The organism is Campylobacter concisus (genome assembly GCF_002913945.1).
Lineage (GTDB): Bacteria > Campylobacterota > Campylobacteria > Campylobacterales > Campylobacteraceae > Campylobacter_A > Campylobacter_A concisus_P.
In genome coordinates, this window is the sequence record NZ_POZK01000017.1 from 142,960 (window position 1) to 161,731 (window position 18,772).

Genomic DNA, 18,772 nt, shown 5'->3' on the forward strand with positions numbered 1-18,772 from the left:
AAAAATTTGAATTTTTAAAAATTTATTGATGAGAATATTTGAAAGAAATTAGTAAAAGCGTTACTAAAAATTTAGAGGATTACTTACTGTAATTATTGTAAGTCGCTAAAATTTTTTCCACCAAATTTTAGAATCGCTGATCCCCATGTGAAACCGCCACCAAATGCATCCAAAAGTAAGATCGATCCATTTTTTATACGACCCTCTTCATAGGCATCATTTATTGCCATTGGAATTGACGCAGAGCTTGTATTACCATACTTGGCGACAGTTAAAACACACTGTTCATCTTTAAAATTTAGCCTATCTTTTACTGCATCTATTATTCTTATATTTGCTTGATGCGGTATAAAAAAGTCAACATCGCTACTTTGCATTTTGTTTGCGTGTAGAATTTCTATCACACTTTTGCTAAGTGTTTGAACTGCTATTTTAAAAACCTCATTTCCACTCATGTGGATAAAATTTAGTCTATTTTTTAGCATTTCTTCGTTAGCTGGGAAGGCACTTCCGCACCCTGGTGTTATTAAAAGCTCGGCTTGTTTGCCATCGCTTGCTGTGTGAATATCAATAATCTCATTTTCTTCACTTGCACTAATTATAGCCGCACCGGCACCATCGCCAAAAAGTATACAAGTACTTCTATCCATATAATCAATAATTGAGCTTAATTTCTCAGCCCCTATTATTAAAATATTTTTCTTGGTACCACTCATGATAAGAGAATTTGCAAGTTCTAAAAGATAGATAAAACCTGTGCAAGCTGCACTTATATCAAATGCTGTGATACCGTAATTTAGACCTAAATTTGCAGCTATTTTGCAAGCAGTTGATGGCATGCAAAGATGATCAGGCGATATTGTGGCACATATTATCGCATCAATATCTGATTTATCAAGGCCAGCACGCTTTATAGCTATCTCGGCAGCCTTAGTGCCAAGATCACTCGTTATTTCATTTGTCGCAATATGCCTTTGTCTGATTCCAGTTCGCTTAACTATCCATTCATCACTTGTTTCAACTATTTTTTCAAAGTCAAAATTTGTCATAACTTTTTCTGGAACATAAGATGCGATAGATATTAACGAAGCTTTTGGCATATTTTACCTTGCAAAGTGTGAAAGTTCTTCTTCAATGACTTTATTTATATTTGAATTGGCAAATTTGATTGCTTGAAAGGTGGCATTTTTTATGGCTTTTGAATTACTCTTGCCGTGGCTTATAATGACGCAACCATTTACACCAAGAAGAGGTGCGCCACCGTACTCATCATAGCTTACTTGTTTTTTAAGAGTCTTAAATACTTTTTTCATGAGTACTGAACCAGCCATAGCAAGAGGCGATCTTTTGACTTGTTTTTTGATTATCTTGCCTATCGCATCAGCAACACCTTCGCTAGTTTTTAAAAGAATATTTCCCATAAAACCATCGCAAACCATGACATCTATGCTGCCATCAAAAATTTGGTTACCCTCTGCATTGCCAACAAAGCTATCAAGTCTAGAAATTAGTTTAAAGGCTTCTTTGCTAACCTCATTACCTTTGCTTTCTTCCTCGCCATTTGACAAAAGTCCAACTTTTGGCTCTTTTCTACACAAAATTTCTTTTGCATAAGCTTCGCCCATTATGGCAAATTGAAATAAGTGCTCGCTTTTACAATCAACATTTGCACCGACATCCAAAACTAAGGTTGCAGAGTCCTTTGAATTGGGCATAAGTGTTGCGATAGCTGGGCGAGAAACATTTTTTAATCTACCAACTCTTAGTGTAGCTAAGCTCATTGTAGCGCCACTATGACCAGCAGAAACGACAGCATCAACTTCTTTGTTTCTTAAAAGCTCTACTGCTTTGTAAATTGTACTATCTTTTCTTTTTAATGCATCAGTTGCGCTATCTGACATAGAAATAACTTCTGAAGCCTCTAAAAATTCGATATTTTTTAAGTAAGATTGTGGAATGAGTGGTTTTATGGCATTGCTATTGCCAACTAATATAGCTTTAAATTCTGTCTCTTTTAGCGCTTCAATAACACCAGATATTATTGGGTCTGCGCCAAAATCACCACCCATAGCATCAATAGCAATGCGAATCATATTTTAGTATTCACCTGTTGTTTTGTTTATGCGGTGAGGCATTTTCCAAGAACCGTCTTTGTCTTTTACAGGTACTGGAAGTGTAACTTTGTAATGTGTTCTGCGTTTTGCTGCACGAGAATGACTCACTCTACGCTTTGGTACTGCCATTTTACTCTCCTTTATAAATTTTTACATTTTTCACAATAAAAATAATCGCTCTTAAAAGCTTCTAGTTCGCTTTCAAAAACTTCTATTAAATCAATATTGCCGTCATAAAATTCCATCGTATCACTAAGCTCATTTTCGTTATCTTTATAGACTCCATCGCTTAAATTTAGCTCTACGTTTTGATCAACTGGCAACATAAATTCATCACCACATCGATCGCAAATATATTTTATCTCACCTTTTATAGTGCCTTGACATTTTACTAAAAAAGGGTCTTTTTTCTTTAAAATTCCACTAAATTCTAAACTATTATTTCTTCCCAGCTCAAAGTTAACCCCTTGAACTGTTACTTTAGAAAAAGAAATTTTCAAAATTTAGCCTAAAATTAACAAATTTCTCTTGAAGCAAAGAAGAAATTTATCTCATTTACAGCATTTTCTAGGCTGTCACTTCCGTGAACTGCGTTTGCGTCAATGCTATCAGCAAAATCAGCTCTGATAGTACCAGGAGCTGCTTCTTTCGGATTAGTTGCACCCATTAGATCACGGTTTTTAGCAACTGCATTTTCACCCTCTAAAACCATAACTACAACTGGTCCGCTTACCATAAAATCAACTAAATCATTGAAAAAAGGTCTATCTTTGTGAACTGCGTAAAATGCTTTTGCATCGCATTTGCTAAGCTTGATTTTTTTTGCAGCAGCGACTCTTAAGCCATTGCTTTCAAATCTGTCTATGATTTTTCCAACAATATTTTTTTTAACAGCGTCAGGCTTAATAATAGAAAGTGTTCTTTGCATAAAATTTCCTTAAAATTTAGGTTACTTATAATGAAGTTGGCAATTATATCAAATAAATCTTAAAAATAAAATAGGCTCAAATTTGAGCCTAAAATTTGTAAATTTATTGGATTACTGGGGTGCTACCAGTGCGAGAGTCAGCACCGATCTGATCGCGTGAAGGTTGTCCTGCTACCACTGCGTCCCAGACGATGCAGCCGTCAGTTGGACAGGCAGATGCACAGGCTGGCTCGTCGTTGTAGCCTACACATTCAACACATTTGTTTGAATAAACATAGTAAGTGTCTTCTCCAGTTGGGTTATCGCTATCATCAACAATAGCTGAAACTGGGCACTCATCAATACATGAGCCACAGCTTATGCATATATCAGTTATTTTTACAGACATTTTTTTCTCCTTAAATAAAATTTTGGCGTAGAATATCAAAAAAAGCTGAAAATGATATAAATATACTCTTAAATTTGCTTTCAAGCTTAGTTATAAAAACTCTTTTATAAAGTTTTTATCACTTTTAGACTAAATTTATAGGTTAAAATTTCAAAAAAGGTCATATAAATTTATGAATGATACTATACAAATAACTGGCGCACGCGAGCATAATCTTAAAAATTTAAATCTTGAAATTCCAAAAAACAAACTAGTAGTCTTTACCGGCCTTAGCGGAAGTGGCAAGAGTACACTAGCCTTTGATACGCTCTATGCTGAGGGGCAAAGAAGGTATATGGAGAGCCTTAGCAGCTATGCTAGACAGTTTTTAGACCGCGTGGGCAAGCCTGATGTTGACAAGATCGAGGGTTTAACGCCTGCTATTGCGATCGATCAAAAGACGACTTCTAAAAACCCTCGTTCGACGGTTGGTACGATTACAGAAATTTACGACTATCTAAGGCTTTTGTACGCAAGGATTGGCGTGCAGCACTGCCATAAATGCGGCAAACCCATCTCGAAAATGAGTGCAAGCGATATCATAAACGAAATCTCAAAGCTCCCACTTGGCGCAAAAGTGATCATCTATGCACCACTAGTGCGTGAGAAAAAGGGCACATGGGCGGATTTAATTGAAAATTTACGTCAAAAAGGCTTTGTAAGAGCACAAATAGATGGCGTGGTTGTGAGGCTTGATGAGGAGATCGAGCTTGCAAAAACGAAAAAACACACGATAAAGGTCATCGTCGATAGGATTGCCATCGATGAACAAAATCACGAACGCCTTGCTAGCGACGTGGAAAAAGCGCTAAATGAGAGCTTTGGCGAGGTTGAGATAGAGATCGCAAATGCCGACGAGCTGGGCTTAAAAGAGAGTTTTATACATTATAGCGAACACATGGCTTGTTTTGACTGCAAAATTTCATTTACGCCGCTTGAGCCACTAAGCTTTAGCTTTAACTCGCCAAAGGGCGCTTGCGAGCACTGTGACGGACTTGGTATAAGATACAGCCTAGATATGAGCAAGATCATCGACGAGGAAAAGTCGATAGAAAACGGCGCTATCAAGCTACTTTATGGCTATAACATGAGCTATTACTATAAATTTTTACTTGCTTTTTGCGAGCAAAATGGCATCGATATCAAAAAGCCCTATTATGAGCTTAGCGAAGATGAAAAGAGGCTCGTTTTATATGGAAATGTCAAAGAAGTTGAGTTTTTTTGGAAACGAAATAAACTACTTAGAAAGTTTGATGGTGTTGTTAAAATTTCACATGGTCTTTTGAAGGATTATAAAGACTTTGACGAGTATATGAGCGAGAAAATTTGTGATGCTTGTAACGGTCATAGACTAAAGCCTCAAAGTTTAGCGGTCAAGGTCGCTGGCCTTGGACTAGGTGAAATTTTAGACATGAGCATAGAAAACTGTACCGCATTTTTTTCAAACGAGAAAAATTTTGCCTATCTTAGCGACTATGACAAGGCGATCGCAAAGCCTATCTTAAAAGAGATTAATGAGAGACTTTTCTTTTTATATGACGTGGGGCTTGGCTACTTGTCGCTCGGACGTGATGCTAGGACGATCAGTGGCGGCGAGGCGCAGCGCATCAGGATAGCGAGCCAGATAGGAAGCGGGCTAAGTGGCGTCATGTACGTGCTTGATGAGCCAAGTATCGGCCTTCATGAGCGCGATACGCTAAAGCTCATAAAAACGCTTAGAAATTTGCAAGCCAAAGGCAACTCCGTAATCGTTGTCGAGCATGATAAAAAGACGATAGAGGAGGCTGACTATATCGTGGATATCGGCCCTGGAGCTGGTAAATTTGGCGGTAATGTGGTCTTTGCAGGCACGGCAAAAGAGCTTTTAAACTCAGACACACAGACTGCTTTATATATAAATGGTAAGAAAAAGATCGACTATCAAAAAAACAGAAAAGCTGAGAAGTGGCTCGAAATTTCAAATGTAAATATCAATAACATCTCAAATTTAACCGCTAAATTTCCGCTTAGAAACCTTGTGGGTATCACAGGCGTTTCAGGATCTGGCAAGAGTTCGCTAATACTTCAGACCTTGCTTCCAGAGGCGCAGGAGCAGCTAAATAGAGCTAAAAAAGTTAAAAAGATAGCTGGGGTAAATTTACACGGACTTGAGAATTTAGACAAGGTGATCTATCTTGATCAAAGCCCAATCGGCCGTACCCCACGCTCAAATCCGGCAACATATACTGGTGTGATGGATGAGATAAGAAATTTATTTGCGCAGACCAAAGAAGCTAAACTTAGAGGCTATAAAATAGGGCGCTTTAGTTTCAATGTCAAAGGTGGGCGCTGCGAGAAGTGCCAAGGCGAGGGTGAGATCACGATCGAGATGCACTTTTTACCTGATATTAACGTGGTTTGTGACGTTTGTAATGGCGCTAGATATAACGCTCAAACATTAGAAATTTTATACAAAGGCAAAAATATCGCCGAAGTGCTAAATATGAGTATAGATGAGGCGGTTGAGTTTTTCAAGGCTGTGCCAAAGATCGCTTCAAAGCTCACGACACTGCAAGACGTGGGGCTTGGTTACATAACACTTGGACAAAATGCAGTCACACTTAGTGGCGGCGAGGCGCAGCGCGTGAAGCTGGCAAAAGAGCTTAGTAGAAGTGACACTGGAAATACGCTTTATATCCTTGATGAGCCAACGACGGGACTTCATTTTGCCGATGTCGATAGGCTTGTAAAGGTGCTAAATCACTTAGTTGATCTTGGAAATTCAGTCTTTGTGATCGAGCATAATATGGATGTTATTAAAAACTGTAACTACATCGTTGATATGGGACCGGAAGGCGGCGCAAAAGGTGGTAAAGTGATAGCGTGCGGCAACGTAAAAGAAGTAGCTAAAAACTATAAAAAAACTGGTAGCTACACTGGAGAATTTCTAGCGCAAGAGCTTGAGGAGATGAAGAAAATGAAAGAATTTAAAGAGTAGAAGATGATAAATATACTTGAGCTTGAAAGCTCTCTTGGATTTGGTGGGCAAGAACACCGTACGCAGCGTGTGATAAACGGACTAGATAAGAGTAAATTTAAGGTTTTTTATGGACTAAATCCTGGCTCAAAAAGCTTTGAGAAGCAAATAGAGTGTGAATTCGTTGAGTTTAATCTCAAAAAGTCTTTTAATATCTTTGAAATTTTAAAAATTTGCAAATTTGTAAAGCAAAATAATATAAAAATTATCTCAACCCACTCAGGAAAGGACGGTACCATTGGAGCGATTGTAGGTAAAATTTGCAGCGTTAGTGTGGTTCGCACTAGGCATTTGCAGCTGCCTATAACATCGCCTTTGCCTTATAATCTAAGTACAAAAGTAGTCGGCGTGTGTGACTCAGTATGCGCGGATCTTATAAAAAGAGGCGTGAAAAAAGAGAAGGTGCTAAAAATTTACACTGGCATTGATACGCAAAAGTACACACCAGAATTTAAGATAAATATGAAAAAAGAATTTGGTCTAAGTGACGATGTGGTTGGTGTTTGCATCGTGGCAGTGCTAAGAGCAGCTAAAAATCATAAGCTCTTAATTGATGCATTTAGTGAACTAAAATTGGAAAATTCAGCTCTTTTTATCATAGGTGACGGTCCTCAAAATGAGAACCTAAAAGAGTGTATAAAAGATAAAAAAAATATATTCATGCTTGGCAACAGAACCGATGTGAGCGATTTTTTGGGCTCACTTGATATCTGTGTGTTACCTTCAGATATGGAGGCTATCGGTGGAGCGTTGCTTGAAGCGTCTTCGTGCAAGCTAGCCACTATCGGAAGCGACGTGGGTGGTCTTGGCGAGGCAGTAAGCGACGGAAAGAGTGGATTTTTATTTCAAAATGGCGATAAAGAGGGGCTAAAAAAGGTGCTTAAAAGGCTTATTTTGGATGAAAATTTAAGAAAGCAGATGGGCGAGTTTGGCAGAGAGTACGTAAAAGAAATTTTTAGTATCGAAAAAATGATAGAAAACACTCAAAATTTATATATGGAACTTGCGAAATGAGCGTAACAGTTTTAATGTATCACCACGTGCTTGAAAAGAGCGGTTTTATCGCTAGTAGCGTGGATGAGTTTAGATCGCATATGAAATTCCTAGCTGAAAATGACTATAAAACACTAAGTATAAATGAATTTATCGCTTACAAAAAAGGCAAGCTTGAAGTGCCTAAAAAGAGCGTTTGCATAACATTTGACGATGGTTGGATGGATAACTACATCTATGCCTATCCTATAGTGAAAGAATTTGGACTAAAAGCAAATATATTTATAATAACTGGCTGGATAGAGGCAGCGCAAAAGGCCCATGAGTTGAGGCCTGCTAGCTTTTTAAATGTTGATCACAACGAGTGCAAAAGGCTTGCTCCAAGTAGGCCACAAGATGTGATATTAAATTTAGAGCAGATTGAGAAAATGAGCGATTGTTTTTACTTTCACTCACATACGCACGGTCATTTTGATGGATATTTTGGGCAGCTTAGTCTGGACGAGGAATTTGGTCTTTGCCGTGAGTTTATGAAGAAAAATTTTGGCTTTGAGGACGACGCGCTTTGCTGGCCGCGTGGCAAATATAATGACGAGTATCTAATAGCGGCCAAAAAGCATGGTTATAAGGCGTTTTTTACGACAAAACGTGGCATTAATAAAGCTGATGGCAATCTTGAAGAGATAAAACGGATAGTGACAAAACGTGATGAAAAATGGCTAAAAAAGACTATGTTTATATATCAAAATGATATTTTAGGTTCGATCTACGCGGCGATAAGGTCTTAGTGAACTAAATTAATTGGTAAAAATTTTCTTATTTTTGGCTATATGTTTTTTGTGAGATCTGGAGAATCGCTTCTGATTAGATATTTCGCTTTATTGGCGATTTGAACTCTAGTTTAAATTTATACTCATTGTTTTTGAGCACTGGCTTGGATCCTTGCTCGAGTTTCTCTTATAAATTTCGGCTCTTCTAGCTTCTTCATCAGCATTTAAAATACAAAGTATATCGCATTTACTTATACGTAAAAGTGGATTTGAGCTTACGTATATTACGACTTTTACAAACGGCATGATAAATTTAAAAAATGGCTTTAACTCATCTTGATGATCACTTTTGATTTTTATCTTTGGACGAGCTATAAATAAATTTAGACTCATTACATCATCATCGATTACAGCGATTTGATAAGGTTTAAAGTTTTTAAATCCATTTTTTCTAATTTGTTTTGCAAGTGTGCTTTTGCCACTACCATGAAGCCCAGTGAGAGCGATTAAGGCTTGTTTTTTATCTTTTAAAATTTCTTTACAAACCTCGTTTAATGCTTCAAGCATTATTTATATCCTCTATTTCTAAAATTTGAATATAAATTTCCTAGCACCGGCGTAGAATAGATAAAAAGCTTCTTTTTGATCCTAAAAATGTAGTCACTCTCGCTCTTTGCATTGTTTGAGATATCAATACGTCTTATTTTAAATTTATCATCTCCTACGCAAAATCCACCATCTATCACGCTAAAAGCAAAGTCATAATACTCTCTCACAATTTTTAGTGAAAGCTCGTTAAAGTGCCCTTTGGGGAAGCAAAATCCAAATTCTTTTTTTTCAGGAAATAGCTCTTTTATCTTAGCCAGCGAGCTAGAAAATTCCTCTCTTAATTTTTCTTCATTGTTACTTTTGCAAGAAAAGTGGCTCGCTGTATGGCTATCAAACTCAAAAAGTCCGCTCTCTTGCATCTGCCTGATCTCGTCTAAATTTAAAAAATACTCCGTGTCTTTATCGTAATTGATCTCTTTGTGTTTTTTAAACGAAAAATCATAATCCTGCCTTTTAAAATCCTTGATCTTATCTGTTATCAAAAAGCACACAGCTGGGATCTTTAGCTCTTTTAAGATGGGAAATGCAAATTTATAGTTATCAAAATATCCATCATCAAAAGTTAGTAAAATGCTCTTTCTTGAGGCTTTTGCTCGGCCACTAGCGATATCTTTAAATTGGCTATAGTTTATAAATTTATAGCCCTCATCTAGAGCCATAAGAAGTGCTTTTTTAAATAGCTCTGGTTTAATGGCAAAGTCATTTTCATTGTTATTACAGTGATGCATCGTTAGCACGCAAACTGGGTAGTTCATTTTTGCTCCAGTAAATTTTTAATAGCCTCTTTTAGTGCCTTGTGGCTAAAGTTTTCATCCACAAATTTAAAGGCGTTTTGTGAGTAAATTTTGGCTTTTTCAGGCTCATTTATCAGTTCCAAAATGCACTCTTTTAGCGAAATTTCATCTAAATTTCTAGCACAAAGCCCACGCTCTTTATCTTTAACTAGTACATTCATCGGTGCGTTATCGTAGACTACGACTGGTACTTTTGAGCTCATTGCCTCAAGTAGGACTGTGCCAAGCCCCTCAGAGTGCGATGCAAAGACGTAGATATCAAAGCTTTTTATGATATTTGCCGCGTCTTTTCTAAAACCAGTAAATATAATCTTATCTTTTTTGCTAAAAATCGAGGCAATCTCATTTTTTGTGCTTTCACTGATATTTCCTGCAAAAACTATTGTGGCGTCCTTCTCTTTTAAAATCTCTTTTACTGCGTTTGCAAAGTCGTAGACGCCTTTCTTGCGGTAAAGCGAGGTAAAAGTGCCGATGACTAGCTCGTTTTTGGCGATATGAAACTCATCTCTAAAAGTACTTTTTGTGCTATCGATCTTTTCAACATCAACCGTGCTTGGCATAAAAAAGAGCTTATCTTCGCTAACGCCGATGCTTAGAAGATACTCTTTGACACTATCTGAGATGTATAAAATTTTATCAAATAGCTTTTTGTGCATGAGTTTTGAAAGAAAGCCTTTTATAGGAAAAAGATTATGTCTTTCCTTATAAAATTTAACGCCCTTGCTTCGGTAAAATAGTCCAGCAATTGCCCCAACCCAGCTATCAGTAGAGCCATGTGTGATCAAGGCATCTATCTTGTTCGAGCTTATCGCTTTGCAAAGTGCTGGCACGCTTTTATGAAAATTTTTCTTATTCATCTCTTGTGTTATAACACTAAAGCCTTCTTTTTTTGCAATACTTTCTATCTGAGAGTTTAGGTTGCAAAAAAGTATGACATTGTGACCCATCTCACGCATAAAACGCATCTCGTTTAGCGTCTTATTTTGCTCGCCACCCCAGTTAAAAAGTGTCTGCGTGTGAAGAATATTCATCTACCTATCCTAAAATTTCTTTTATTTTGGCTTTTATTTTTGGCATTTCGTCGCTAAAATCCATCAATGTTTTTTCTATGCCATGCTTTGCTATGCCCTCTTTATCGCAAGGCACAAAGTCCCAGTCTTTTTGATAGACGATGTGCTTGCCCATGCTTTGGATGCCATTTTGCGCTGTGTAGCCATTTTCCATAAGTGAGTTATCCCAAGGCCCCCACTCAAAAGCATTGCTTGGACCAAAAAAGGCTATGACTGGCACGTCATTTGCCGCAGCGATGTGCATTATAGCAGTATCAACACCGATAAAAAGGCTTGAATGCTTTGATAGGGCGATCGTTTGTTTCAAATTTAGCTTACCGCCTAAATTTATAGGCTCACTTTTGCAAATTTTTAGCACGCTTGCTAGCTTTTCTAGCTCATTTTCTTTATTATCACTTGTTAGCACGACCTTTACACCAAGCTCATTTTCGCAGTAGTCGATGAGCTCTGCCATGCTCTCATCATTTGCGCATTTAAACATCCAGCGGCTTGTAAGATGCATATGTACAAAGCGTTTTGGTAAATTTAGATACTCCACACTCTCGTCTGAAAATACGCTCACCTTTTTGCTAACCGGTTCAAATCCCAAAGCCCTTAAAGCGTTTAGATTATGATCGATCGTATGTGAAAAATTTTCATAGTATTTTGCCTTTACGCTTAAGAGCTTGTTTATTGCCTCGTGCTTACCCAAAAAGCCAACTATTTTTTTGATCTTAGCGTATTTTGAGATGATCACACCGCGATCGCCAGTGGTCGTTTGTACCGCCATGTCATACTTCTCTTTTTTGATCGCCCTTATAAATTTTAGCTCTGTGCCGAGCTTTTTAAAAAAGCTAGAATTTGCACTTTGCCTATCGTAAACGTGGATCTTGTTTATATAAGGATTGCCCTCAATCATCGCTTCAGTCCCTTTATTTAGAGCAAAGTCGATGGTCGCGTCAGGGTAGTAATGGTGTAAATTTTCAATGAGTGGCGTGGTCAAAAGTACATCGCCGATGTTTCTAAATTTAATTACTAATATTTTCATTTTATATATTTCCAAAATGTGTACTGGGCGTAAAGTCTGGCGATAATATAGCCAGTAAAGCCCTCTTTAAAGCCACCTTTTAGCACATAAAGCTTAAAAAACGTCCATGCTGGGCTGGTAAGTGCCTTTAGTAAATTTCTCTTTGCGCCCATACTTGAGTAGCGATTTTGCTTAGCTATAAACTGCTCGATGCTCTCATATGCGTAGTGCAAGAAGTGATTTTTAAGCACTCCAAGCTTCTGTGAGCCATCATTTAAAACGACCTTTTCATGCACGGCTCTGCCGTCAAATTTGGCAAAATTTTTATTAAAAAGTCTCACTGTGTAGTCTGGATAGAGCCCCATATTTTTTATCGCTTTGCCAAAGAAAAAATTTAGCCTTGCTACGTTGTAAGCGCTAAATTTAGGCTCTTTTAGCGTACTAATGATCTCATTTCTAAGCTCATTTGTGATCACTTCATCGCTATCAAGCACAAAGACCCACTCATTTTTGGCTAGATCTACGCCCTTTTGCTTTTGCGCGCCAAATCCCAGCCAAGCTTGCTCGTGAAATTTCACATTGCTAAAGCCATCACAAATTTGCCTTGTGCTATCTTTTGAACCACTATCTACAACGATGACCTCATTAGCAAATTTAGCGCTTTCTAGTACCTCTTTTAGATATTTTTCGCTATTACAAGTTAGAATGACAACGCTTAGCATTTATACTCTTTTTCGTAAAATCTCTTAAATCGCTGGTGAAACCAAAAGTACTCTTCTGGCCTTACCCTCACCATCGCTTCGCACGCGCTACACTGCATTTGTGTCGCTTTTTGCACGGCCTCTTCTTTGTCAAATTTATTTATATCAATGGCTGGCGAAAAGCAAATTTCACTTATATTTTCATCTTTCTGATAGATAAATGCATTAATTATTAGGGCGTTTGTTTTTTGAGCTAGCACGCTCGCAGCTGGCGTGTGAAGCACATCTTTGTCAAAAAATTTCACCTTTATGCCATCTTTTGGAGCGGTATTTTGATCGACTAAAATTCCCACTATTCGCCTAGCTTTTAGAGCTTTTAAGATATCTTTTGCGCCGCCATCTTTGTCTATTAGCTCCACGTCAAACTGCGATCTGTTGGCTCTTAAAATTTTATCCATGACGCTACTATCAAGCTTTCTGCCAAGCACTGAGACTGCACCAAAACGAGCAGCCACCGCTAAGCTAAAAAGCTCCCATTGTCCAAAATGCGCGGTCGTCACGATAATCGGACGATCAAGCTTAAGTGCTTCAAGCAGATTATGCTCATTTTTAAAGCTAACTTTTTCAAGTACTTTTTGCTTTGTCGTGTTTTGGTTGAGGATGAAATTTATACCAAGATATTTTGCAAAGTTGTAGTAGCATTTTTTAGCGATCTCAAGCTTCTCTTCCTTGGTTTTTGACTCACCAAATGCAAGATTTAAATTTGTTATAACGATATGAAATCTCTTTTTTTTAAGTTTCATAAACGCAAACGCTAAAAATTTGGCAAGCAAATCTCTAAGTGAGCTAGGCAGTAAAAATATAAAAAATTTTAAAGTATAAAAGCCAGCCAGATAGAGCCTATCCATTTAGTAGCCTTTTTGCAAAATTTGCAACCGTTTCTGGAAAAATCTCTCTTATGCAAAAGTCGTTTTTATCGATACTTCTGGCATCTATTTGCTTGCCCATATCTATAACTAAATTTTTATCCGTGATGTAAGCATTTCTGTGGCTGGGACGGTTGCCAAAAAGCGTGATAGAAGGCCTATTTACAGCCCAAGCAAGGTGTGTTAGGCCACTATCGTTGCCAATTACTAAATCACAGCTTGCAATGAAGCTTATCATCTCTTTTATGTTAAGTTTTTCAAGTAGCTTTGCCGAGGTGCCTGAGATGATCGCCTCAGCCCTTACTTTCTCGCTCTCACTTCCGTAACAAAGGTAAATTTCGCACTCTTCAAGTAGCCTAATCACATCTTTAAATTTGTCATAAATTTTGCTCTCTTCGCTTGCAAATGCAGCGATTAGAACGCGTTTTTTGCCACTTTCATTTTTATAAATTTCACTTGCTTCAAAGCAAGGTACTTTTTCTAAAATTTCACTTGCTTCAAAGCTAAAATTTAGAGCGAAAGCCACAAGTGCCAAATTTCTAATGATTATATTTTCATTGTAATCAATTTTAAATTTATGTCTATAAAGCCTAGCTGCGATCTTTTCTTTGACACTCTCTCTGCTAAAGCCATAAGTTTGCTTGCCTATTATTTTTGCTACGACAGCTGATTTAAAAAGTCCTTGCAGATCGATCACTTTGTCAAATTTACCAAGGGTCTTTAGTATCTTGTAGCTTTGTTTAAAGCTTTGTTTAAGCGGCAAAACGACTAGCTCGTCGATAAGCGGATGATCTTTTAAAAGGCTTGCAAAACGAGCATCAACTAGCCACGTAATATGGGTATTTGGATAGTGCTTTTTGATAAACTGAAGCACAATAGCTACATGCACGATATCCCCAAGAGCGGAAAGTTTGACGATGGCTATTTTTAGTTGATTTTTGTTTTGCATTGATCACTTTAGATATAAATTTTTGGTATGATTTTAAAAAAAAATGCTTAAAAAAGGGCTAAAATGGCGAAAAGTTACATCTGTGTCTTTGACTGCGAGACGATACCTGATGCAAATTTGATAAGAAAAATTTATGGCATTGATGGGAGCGATGAAGATGTGAGCGTGCAAGCGATGGCGATACAAAAAGAGGCCAGTGGTAGTGAGTTTTTGCCTGTGATGTTTCATAGAGTGGTCGCGATCTCTGCTGTTATGGCTGATGAGTACGGCAAATTTTTAAAAGTTAGCACGATGGAGGGCAAAGACGAGCGCGAGATCATCGCTAAATTTTTAAAATTTATAAATTACTATAACCCAAGGCTTGTTAGCTTTAATGGCCGTGGCTTTGACCTACCGATGTTAATGGTACGTGCGATGCGCTACAATCTAAACGCGGCGGCATATTACGAGAGCGAAAACAAAGAGCTAAATAAAAATAAATGGGAAAATTATAGGGCAAGGTATTCGCCTAAATTTCATCTTGATTTGCTTGATTTTATAAGCGATTTTGGAAGCGTAAGAGGACTAAAGCTTGATACACTTTGTGCTAGCTTAAATTTACCTGGCAAATACGACGTGCACGGCGATCAGGTGCTTGAGCTCTACTACGCAGACGAGCTTGATAAGATCAACGAGTACTGCGAAAGTGACGTGCTTAACACCTACTGGCTCTTTTTGAAATTTGAGCTTTTGCAGGCAAATATCTTGCAAGATGACTATATAAATCACCTAAATGTGATGAGTGAATTTCTAGCCAAACACTGCGCTCACAGAGGATACACCGAGGTCTTTTGCACCGCGATAAGTGACGAGCTAGCTAGACTTAATGGCAAGCTTGATTACGAGATAAAGATACAAAAAGAAGACGATGAAGAATTTGACGATTTTAGCGATCTTGATGGTGTGAAAGATACGCCAGAGCAGTTAAATGAGCGTTTGGCAAGGCAAGGGCTTGATGGACTTTTAAAAAAAGCTAGCGAGGTTGCGTCAGCTGCCAAAAAAGATAAGAGTTTTGCCGAAGAGAAACTACCTGAAATAAATTTGGACGAAGAGTAGAAATTCTACGCTTTTAGGCCGTAAAATATCTTTTGCTACTCTATGGAATTAATATCCTGATCCGCGGAATATCACGGATACTCAAATCCAAATTCATACTCTTTTAAAACTCCATTAGAAAAGATGAATTTCTCGTAGTAGAGTGGCATGTCAAATTCTTGCAAGAGGTTGCTCTCGTTTTGCTCAGTGATGTAGGTGACGATAGAGGTGGCATTTTCTTCTTGTAGATCGTTTGGCTTGCCTAGCTTCTTTAAAATTTGGTCTTGTTTGTCACCAAGTTTGATGCCAGAATTTGTAGTAAAATCTTTTATTTTGCTGGAATTTATATAATCTTTAGTCAAATTTTTATCAAAAAATTTGACATTTATCCTTTGGACCTCACCGCTACCACCACAACAAAAATCGAGCGTCATTATCTGTGTTCTTGATAAATTTATGAAGCTTGCCTTTTCGCCGTCTAAGAAATATTTAATTTTTTTAGATGATAAATTACTTGTAGGTAAAATTTTACCTACTTTGATTTTGTCTATGCTTGTTGTGCGTGGTAAATTTTCACTGGCTGTTAAATTTAGAAAACCTAAAATTAGAGATAGTATTAAAAAGTGTTTCATTGCAATTTTATTCATCTTTATTAAAGTCGCTCCAGCCGTTGCCAAGATATTTTGGGTTCGGACTAAATTCCCCAGCCCCTATGTCAAGATCGCCGCTATTTGGTATCCTGTAATGACCCCATGCGCATGGCTTTATTTGTACCTTGCCTACCTTGCACTCTCCACAAAATAAATTATTTGCGTACAAATCCTCATCTTCTGATATATTGTCGTATAGCAATTTTTCATCGTTGTTAATGTACCATCTTGTTAGCATACAGCCTTTAGCTTGAAATTTTTCTGTTTCGCCTTTTATAAAATAGGTCGCTAAAGCTATGCCTTGGGCATTGATTTTGCCTTTCATAAAATCATCAACACCGTAGTTAAAATTTGTATATTTTCTTATTTCAGATATTTGAATTTCGCCGTTAAATGGGCGAGCTTCTTCGGTTATTTTATAGTTGCCAGATACTATATATTTTGACATTGATATCTTTTTAATGCTATCAAAATTTATATGTAGTCTGTGATAATCAGCTCCGATATAACCCAAAAATTTTATACGCTTGTCAGCTAAAATGTTAGAAAAATCAAAATCGTCAAATTTGTCTTGTTTGGCAAAATGTGCTTTATTATCTAAAAAGCCATTAAAACACTTCTCGGCGGTTTGCTCTGCAAAAAGAGCTGGCGACACAAACACCATTAACCATAAAAAAATTATTTTATTTATAATCTTCATACTTTTCCTCAATCACAACTTTTACGTTATCTATTCCATTGCTCTCGATATATTCTATAAGCTGATAGAATTTGTTTATGCTGCCAGAAACACCTGTAACGTATCTTTTTCCATTTATTTCACTAACAACGACATCACTCCCTGGCAGCAAACATCCTTCAGAGTGCTCTCCTTTGCTACCAACATGTATTAATATGGCTCTACTTTTAGGAACATCATTATTATATAATTTTGGAAATCCATTTTCTAAAAAATTTCCACGCTTATTTTTGGAGTATTTGTCTTTTGAATATTTTGTAGAAACATGCCATACTAGATTATATTTTCCTGTAGGTATTCTTTTGTCTTGACCAGACTGTTTTGTACTTTCGCCATATGGTTCTAATATATAGCCTGTTAAATCACTATCGCTAATTTTAAATTCACTTATTGTAGAACTGGATGAGTGACTGGATGCTTTATATTCCCACTTTCTAGTAATATAAATTATATTATCATTTATGGCGCAAATCCCAACCCACTCATCCCCATCTTCCCACATACCTTTATCTACCCCAGTTAAACTCTTTGATTCATTAAAAGAGTTAATAAATTTATCCATATCTTCTTTATTTAATAAATTTATACCAAGCTTATCATCTTTATCATCTTTGTTTTCAATGATGAGATTGTTTATTGTTATAATCTCTATATTTTTATAGACTATTATTGATATTTATTTTTCAATTTCTTATAAAATTTATCAAAGCTCGCGGGTAGCCTTTTATCTATTTCTTTAAATTTGGATAGGAATTCTTCTTGTTCTATCTGTTGTAAATCATCGCTTTTAAAAATAGTTTTTTCTTACTTAAAAATGTTCAAATACATTTTCCCACCAGACATTATGTCGCCATAAATTTCATATATGTAGTTTGAATTTTTAAATTTATTCCCCATCAAGCGCTCATTTACATTATTTTTTATTAGTGTTGGTTTTGATAAAATTTCTAAACTTTTGGTATTTCTTTTATTTACACCAAAATAGCCACCATTTGTACAATGTATGTCACCCTCGCATTCGAACATAGCAATAGCTATTAAAATTTTTCATTTTCATAGTAATATCCTATTTCTTCGGCTTTAAAAAAATAATTACAAAATTACGCACGCTAGCCCTATTTATCAAATTTTAAATATTTACTATCGCAATCTTCAAAATAATTATACTCGTTCATAGAATTTCCATAGTTTTGTATGACTATGCTATCATTTTCATACATCCCGTCAATCTTTTTAAATTTTATATAAAATCCACCTTCGCCATTGCTTTTTATGCTTGATATATAGCCTTGTGATTTTGTCTGATTATTATCAACTATCTTGTAAAAATACTTTGCCTTATTAGTATTTTTCGTTATTTCTATTGAAATATTACAAGGCTTATTCTTGTAAAACCCAGTTAAATTTATATCTTTTGCGTAGGCATTATACGTCATAAGAGCTAACGCCGTAAAATAAAAAATAACTATCTTTTTTGCCATATCTATCCGCTCTTTTTTAACCGCATTATATCTATTTAACAAATGCAAAACTATATCTTTTTGATTTTTCCATTATCAAATTTATATTTGCTTTCGTCAGATAGTTTCCCGCTACCTTTAAAATTTGGGTCACCGTTGTTGGTTAGTGCATTTTTGTGTGGTTTGTCTATTATCAAGATGCCTTCATTAGTGACTTCGAAAAATGGCACACTCGCGCACCAATCTATCTCGCCTTGAAATTTTATCTTGTCGTCATCTTTCTTTTCAAAAATCCTCAAAGGCCCGTGTCCATTGCAAGCAGCATAGTTTTGTATGTCTTGAAATATCCACACTTCGCTGCGATTCAATTTGGTATAAAATATTAAATTTGGTTCAAGCTCATACTCGCACTCTCTGCTATAAATCTCTTCATCATTTATGCTTATGGAGCATTTGTTATCCTTGCTATATGTTTCTATACTTAAGTTTTGAGCATTAGAAAATACGATAAAGAGTAGTGATAAAAATAAAAATTTTTTCATAGAA

Annotated in this window: 23 protein-coding genes; 4 read left to right on the forward strand and 19 right to left on the reverse strand. The window is 36.6% G+C overall.

Annotated features, from left to right (window positions below; all coding sequences use genetic code 11):
- Window positions 1-92: 92 nt before the first annotated feature.
- From CYP64_RS03920 to CYP64_RS03945, 6 genes are all read right to left on the reverse strand, one after another.
- Window positions 93-1,100, reverse strand: a complete 1,008-nt coding sequence (locus CYP64_RS03920) for a beta-ketoacyl-ACP synthase III (protein WP_103648748.1) — start codon at window positions 1,098-1,100, stop codon at window positions 93-95.
- 3 nt (window positions 1,101-1,103) lie between these two features.
- On the reverse strand, window positions 1,104-2,093 hold the full coding sequence (plsX, locus tag CYP64_RS03925; RefSeq protein ID WP_103648749.1) for a phosphate acyltransferase PlsX: 990 nt from the start codon (window positions 2,091-2,093) through the stop codon (window positions 1,104-1,106).
- Window positions 2,094-2,096: 3 nt separating this feature from the next.
- Window positions 2,097-2,243, reverse strand: coding sequence for a 50S ribosomal protein L32 (gene rpmF, locus CYP64_RS03930; protein WP_002942540.1), 147 nt, complete (start codon window positions 2,241-2,243; stop codon window positions 2,097-2,099).
- An 11-nt stretch (window positions 2,244-2,254) separates the two neighbouring features.
- Window positions 2,255-2,614, reverse strand: coding sequence for a hypothetical protein (locus tag CYP64_RS03935; RefSeq protein WP_103648750.1), 360 nt, complete (start codon window positions 2,612-2,614; stop codon window positions 2,255-2,257).
- A 14-nt stretch (window positions 2,615-2,628) separates the two neighbouring features.
- Entirely contained in the window at window positions 2,629-3,042 is a 414-nt protein-coding gene (gene ndk / locus CYP64_RS03940; protein ID WP_103648751.1) for a nucleoside-diphosphate kinase, read from the reverse strand.
- Window positions 3,043-3,145: 103 nt separating this feature from the next.
- A complete protein-coding gene (locus tag CYP64_RS03945; protein ID WP_103579661.1) occupies window positions 3,146-3,430 on the reverse strand; it encodes a 4Fe-4S dicluster domain-containing protein in 285 nt (94 codons plus the stop codon).
- A gap of 172 nt (window positions 3,431-3,602) precedes the next feature.
- On the opposite strand from CYP64_RS03945, the gene uvrA reads away from it, so the two are divergent.
- Genes uvrA through CYP64_RS03960 form a run of 3 tightly spaced genes read left to right on the forward strand, consistent with a single transcriptional unit; the run spans window position 3,603 to window position 8,266 of the window.
- Window positions 3,603-6,446, forward strand: coding sequence for an excinuclease ABC subunit UvrA (gene uvrA, locus CYP64_RS03950; protein WP_103648752.1), 2,844 nt, complete (start codon window positions 3,603-3,605; stop codon window positions 6,444-6,446).
- 3 nt (window positions 6,447-6,449) lie between these two features.
- On the forward strand, window positions 6,450-7,499 hold the full coding sequence (locus CYP64_RS03955; RefSeq protein WP_103648753.1) for a glycosyltransferase family 4 protein: 1,050 nt from the start codon (window positions 6,450-6,452) through the stop codon (window positions 7,497-7,499).
- Window positions 7,496-8,266 carry a polysaccharide deacetylase family protein gene (locus CYP64_RS03960; RefSeq protein ID WP_103648754.1) on the forward strand — a complete coding sequence of 257 codons (771 nt, stop codon included), beginning with the start codon at window positions 7,496-7,498 and terminating at the stop codon, window positions 8,264-8,266. Before CYP64_RS03955 ends, CYP64_RS03960 begins: the two co-directional genes overlap by 4 nt.
- Before the next feature lie 108 nt (window positions 8,267-8,374).
- Here the strand turns inward: CYP64_RS03960 and CYP64_RS03965 are convergent, their stop codons facing one another.
- Genes CYP64_RS03965 through waaC form a run of 7 tightly spaced genes read right to left on the reverse strand, consistent with a single transcriptional unit; the run spans window position 8,375 to window position 14,303 of the window.
- Entirely contained in the window at window positions 8,375-8,815 is a 441-nt protein-coding gene (locus tag CYP64_RS03965) for a hypothetical protein (RefSeq protein ID WP_103648755.1), read from the reverse strand.
- Window positions 8,815-9,612: a polysaccharide deacetylase family protein gene (locus tag CYP64_RS03970; RefSeq protein WP_103648756.1), complete on the reverse strand. Its 798-nt coding sequence runs from the start codon at window positions 9,610-9,612 to the stop codon at window positions 8,815-8,817. Before CYP64_RS03970 ends, CYP64_RS03965 begins: the two co-directional genes overlap by 1 nt.
- The gene (locus CYP64_RS03975) at window positions 9,609-10,682 is read right to left on the reverse strand and encodes a glycosyltransferase family 4 protein (RefSeq protein ID WP_103648757.1); all 1,074 of its coding nucleotides are present in this window, start codon (window positions 10,680-10,682) and stop codon (window positions 9,609-9,611) included. The genes CYP64_RS03970 and CYP64_RS03975 overlap by 4 nt, the downstream gene beginning before the upstream one ends.
- 4 nt (window positions 10,683-10,686) lie before the next feature.
- On the reverse strand, window positions 10,687-11,748 hold the full coding sequence (gene rfaQ, locus CYP64_RS03980) for a putative lipopolysaccharide heptosyltransferase III (RefSeq protein ID WP_103648758.1): 1,062 nt from the start codon (window positions 11,746-11,748) through the stop codon (window positions 10,687-10,689).
- Entirely contained in the window at window positions 11,745-12,449 is a 705-nt protein-coding gene (locus CYP64_RS03985) for a glycosyltransferase family 2 protein (protein ID WP_103648759.1), read from the reverse strand. Before CYP64_RS03985 ends, rfaQ begins: the two co-directional genes overlap by 4 nt.
- Window positions 12,443-13,336 (reverse strand): lipid A biosynthesis lauroyl acyltransferase, encoded by an 894-nt coding sequence (locus tag CYP64_RS03990; RefSeq protein WP_103648760.1) that lies wholly within the window; start codon window positions 13,334-13,336, stop codon window positions 12,443-12,445. Before CYP64_RS03990 ends, CYP64_RS03985 begins: the two co-directional genes overlap by 7 nt.
- Window positions 13,329-14,303: a lipopolysaccharide heptosyltransferase I gene (waaC, locus tag CYP64_RS03995; protein WP_103648761.1), complete on the reverse strand. Its 975-nt coding sequence runs from the start codon at window positions 14,301-14,303 to the stop codon at window positions 13,329-13,331. Before waaC ends, CYP64_RS03990 begins: the two co-directional genes overlap by 8 nt.
- A gap of 63 nt (window positions 14,304-14,366) precedes the next feature.
- Here waaC and CYP64_RS04000 point away from each other — a divergent pair, with 63 nt between their 5' ends.
- On the forward strand, window positions 14,367-15,398 hold the full coding sequence (locus CYP64_RS04000; RefSeq protein ID WP_103648762.1) for a 3'-5' exonuclease: 1,032 nt from the start codon (window positions 14,367-14,369) through the stop codon (window positions 15,396-15,398).
- A 71-nt stretch (window positions 15,399-15,469) separates the two neighbouring features.
- On the opposite strand, the gene CYP64_RS10115 is transcribed toward CYP64_RS04000, so the two are convergent.
- The 6 genes from CYP64_RS10115 to CYP64_RS04030 all read right to left on the reverse strand — a co-directional run bounded on the left by CYP64_RS10115 (window position 15,470) and on the right by CYP64_RS04030 (window position 18,768).
- Entirely contained in the window at window positions 15,470-16,024 is a 555-nt protein-coding gene (locus CYP64_RS10115; protein WP_219809693.1) for a hypothetical protein, read from the reverse strand.
- Window positions 16,017-16,727: a hypothetical protein gene (locus CYP64_RS04010; RefSeq protein ID WP_103648763.1), complete on the reverse strand. Its 711-nt coding sequence runs from the start codon at window positions 16,725-16,727 to the stop codon at window positions 16,017-16,019. The genes CYP64_RS10115 and CYP64_RS04010 overlap by 8 nt, the downstream gene beginning before the upstream one ends.
- Window positions 16,711-17,328 carry a DUF5675 family protein gene (locus tag CYP64_RS04015; protein ID WP_103648764.1) on the reverse strand — a complete coding sequence of 206 codons (618 nt, stop codon included), beginning with the start codon at window positions 17,326-17,328 and terminating at the stop codon, window positions 16,711-16,713. Before CYP64_RS04015 ends, CYP64_RS04010 begins: the two co-directional genes overlap by 17 nt.
- 242 nt (window positions 17,329-17,570) lie before the next feature.
- Complete coding sequence (locus tag CYP64_RS04020) at window positions 17,571-17,792, reverse strand: hypothetical protein (protein WP_103648765.1); 222 nt, start codon at window positions 17,790-17,792, stop codon at window positions 17,571-17,573.
- Between the two features lie 89 nt (window positions 17,793-17,881).
- Window positions 17,882-18,295 carry a hypothetical protein gene (locus CYP64_RS04025; RefSeq protein WP_103648766.1) on the reverse strand — a complete coding sequence of 138 codons (414 nt, stop codon included), beginning with the start codon at window positions 18,293-18,295 and terminating at the stop codon, window positions 17,882-17,884.
- 2 nt (window positions 18,296-18,297) lie between these two features.
- Window positions 18,298-18,768 carry a hypothetical protein gene (locus CYP64_RS04030; protein ID WP_103648767.1) on the reverse strand — a complete coding sequence of 157 codons (471 nt, stop codon included), beginning with the start codon at window positions 18,766-18,768 and terminating at the stop codon, window positions 18,298-18,300.
- Window positions 18,769-18,772: the final 4 nt, after the last annotated feature.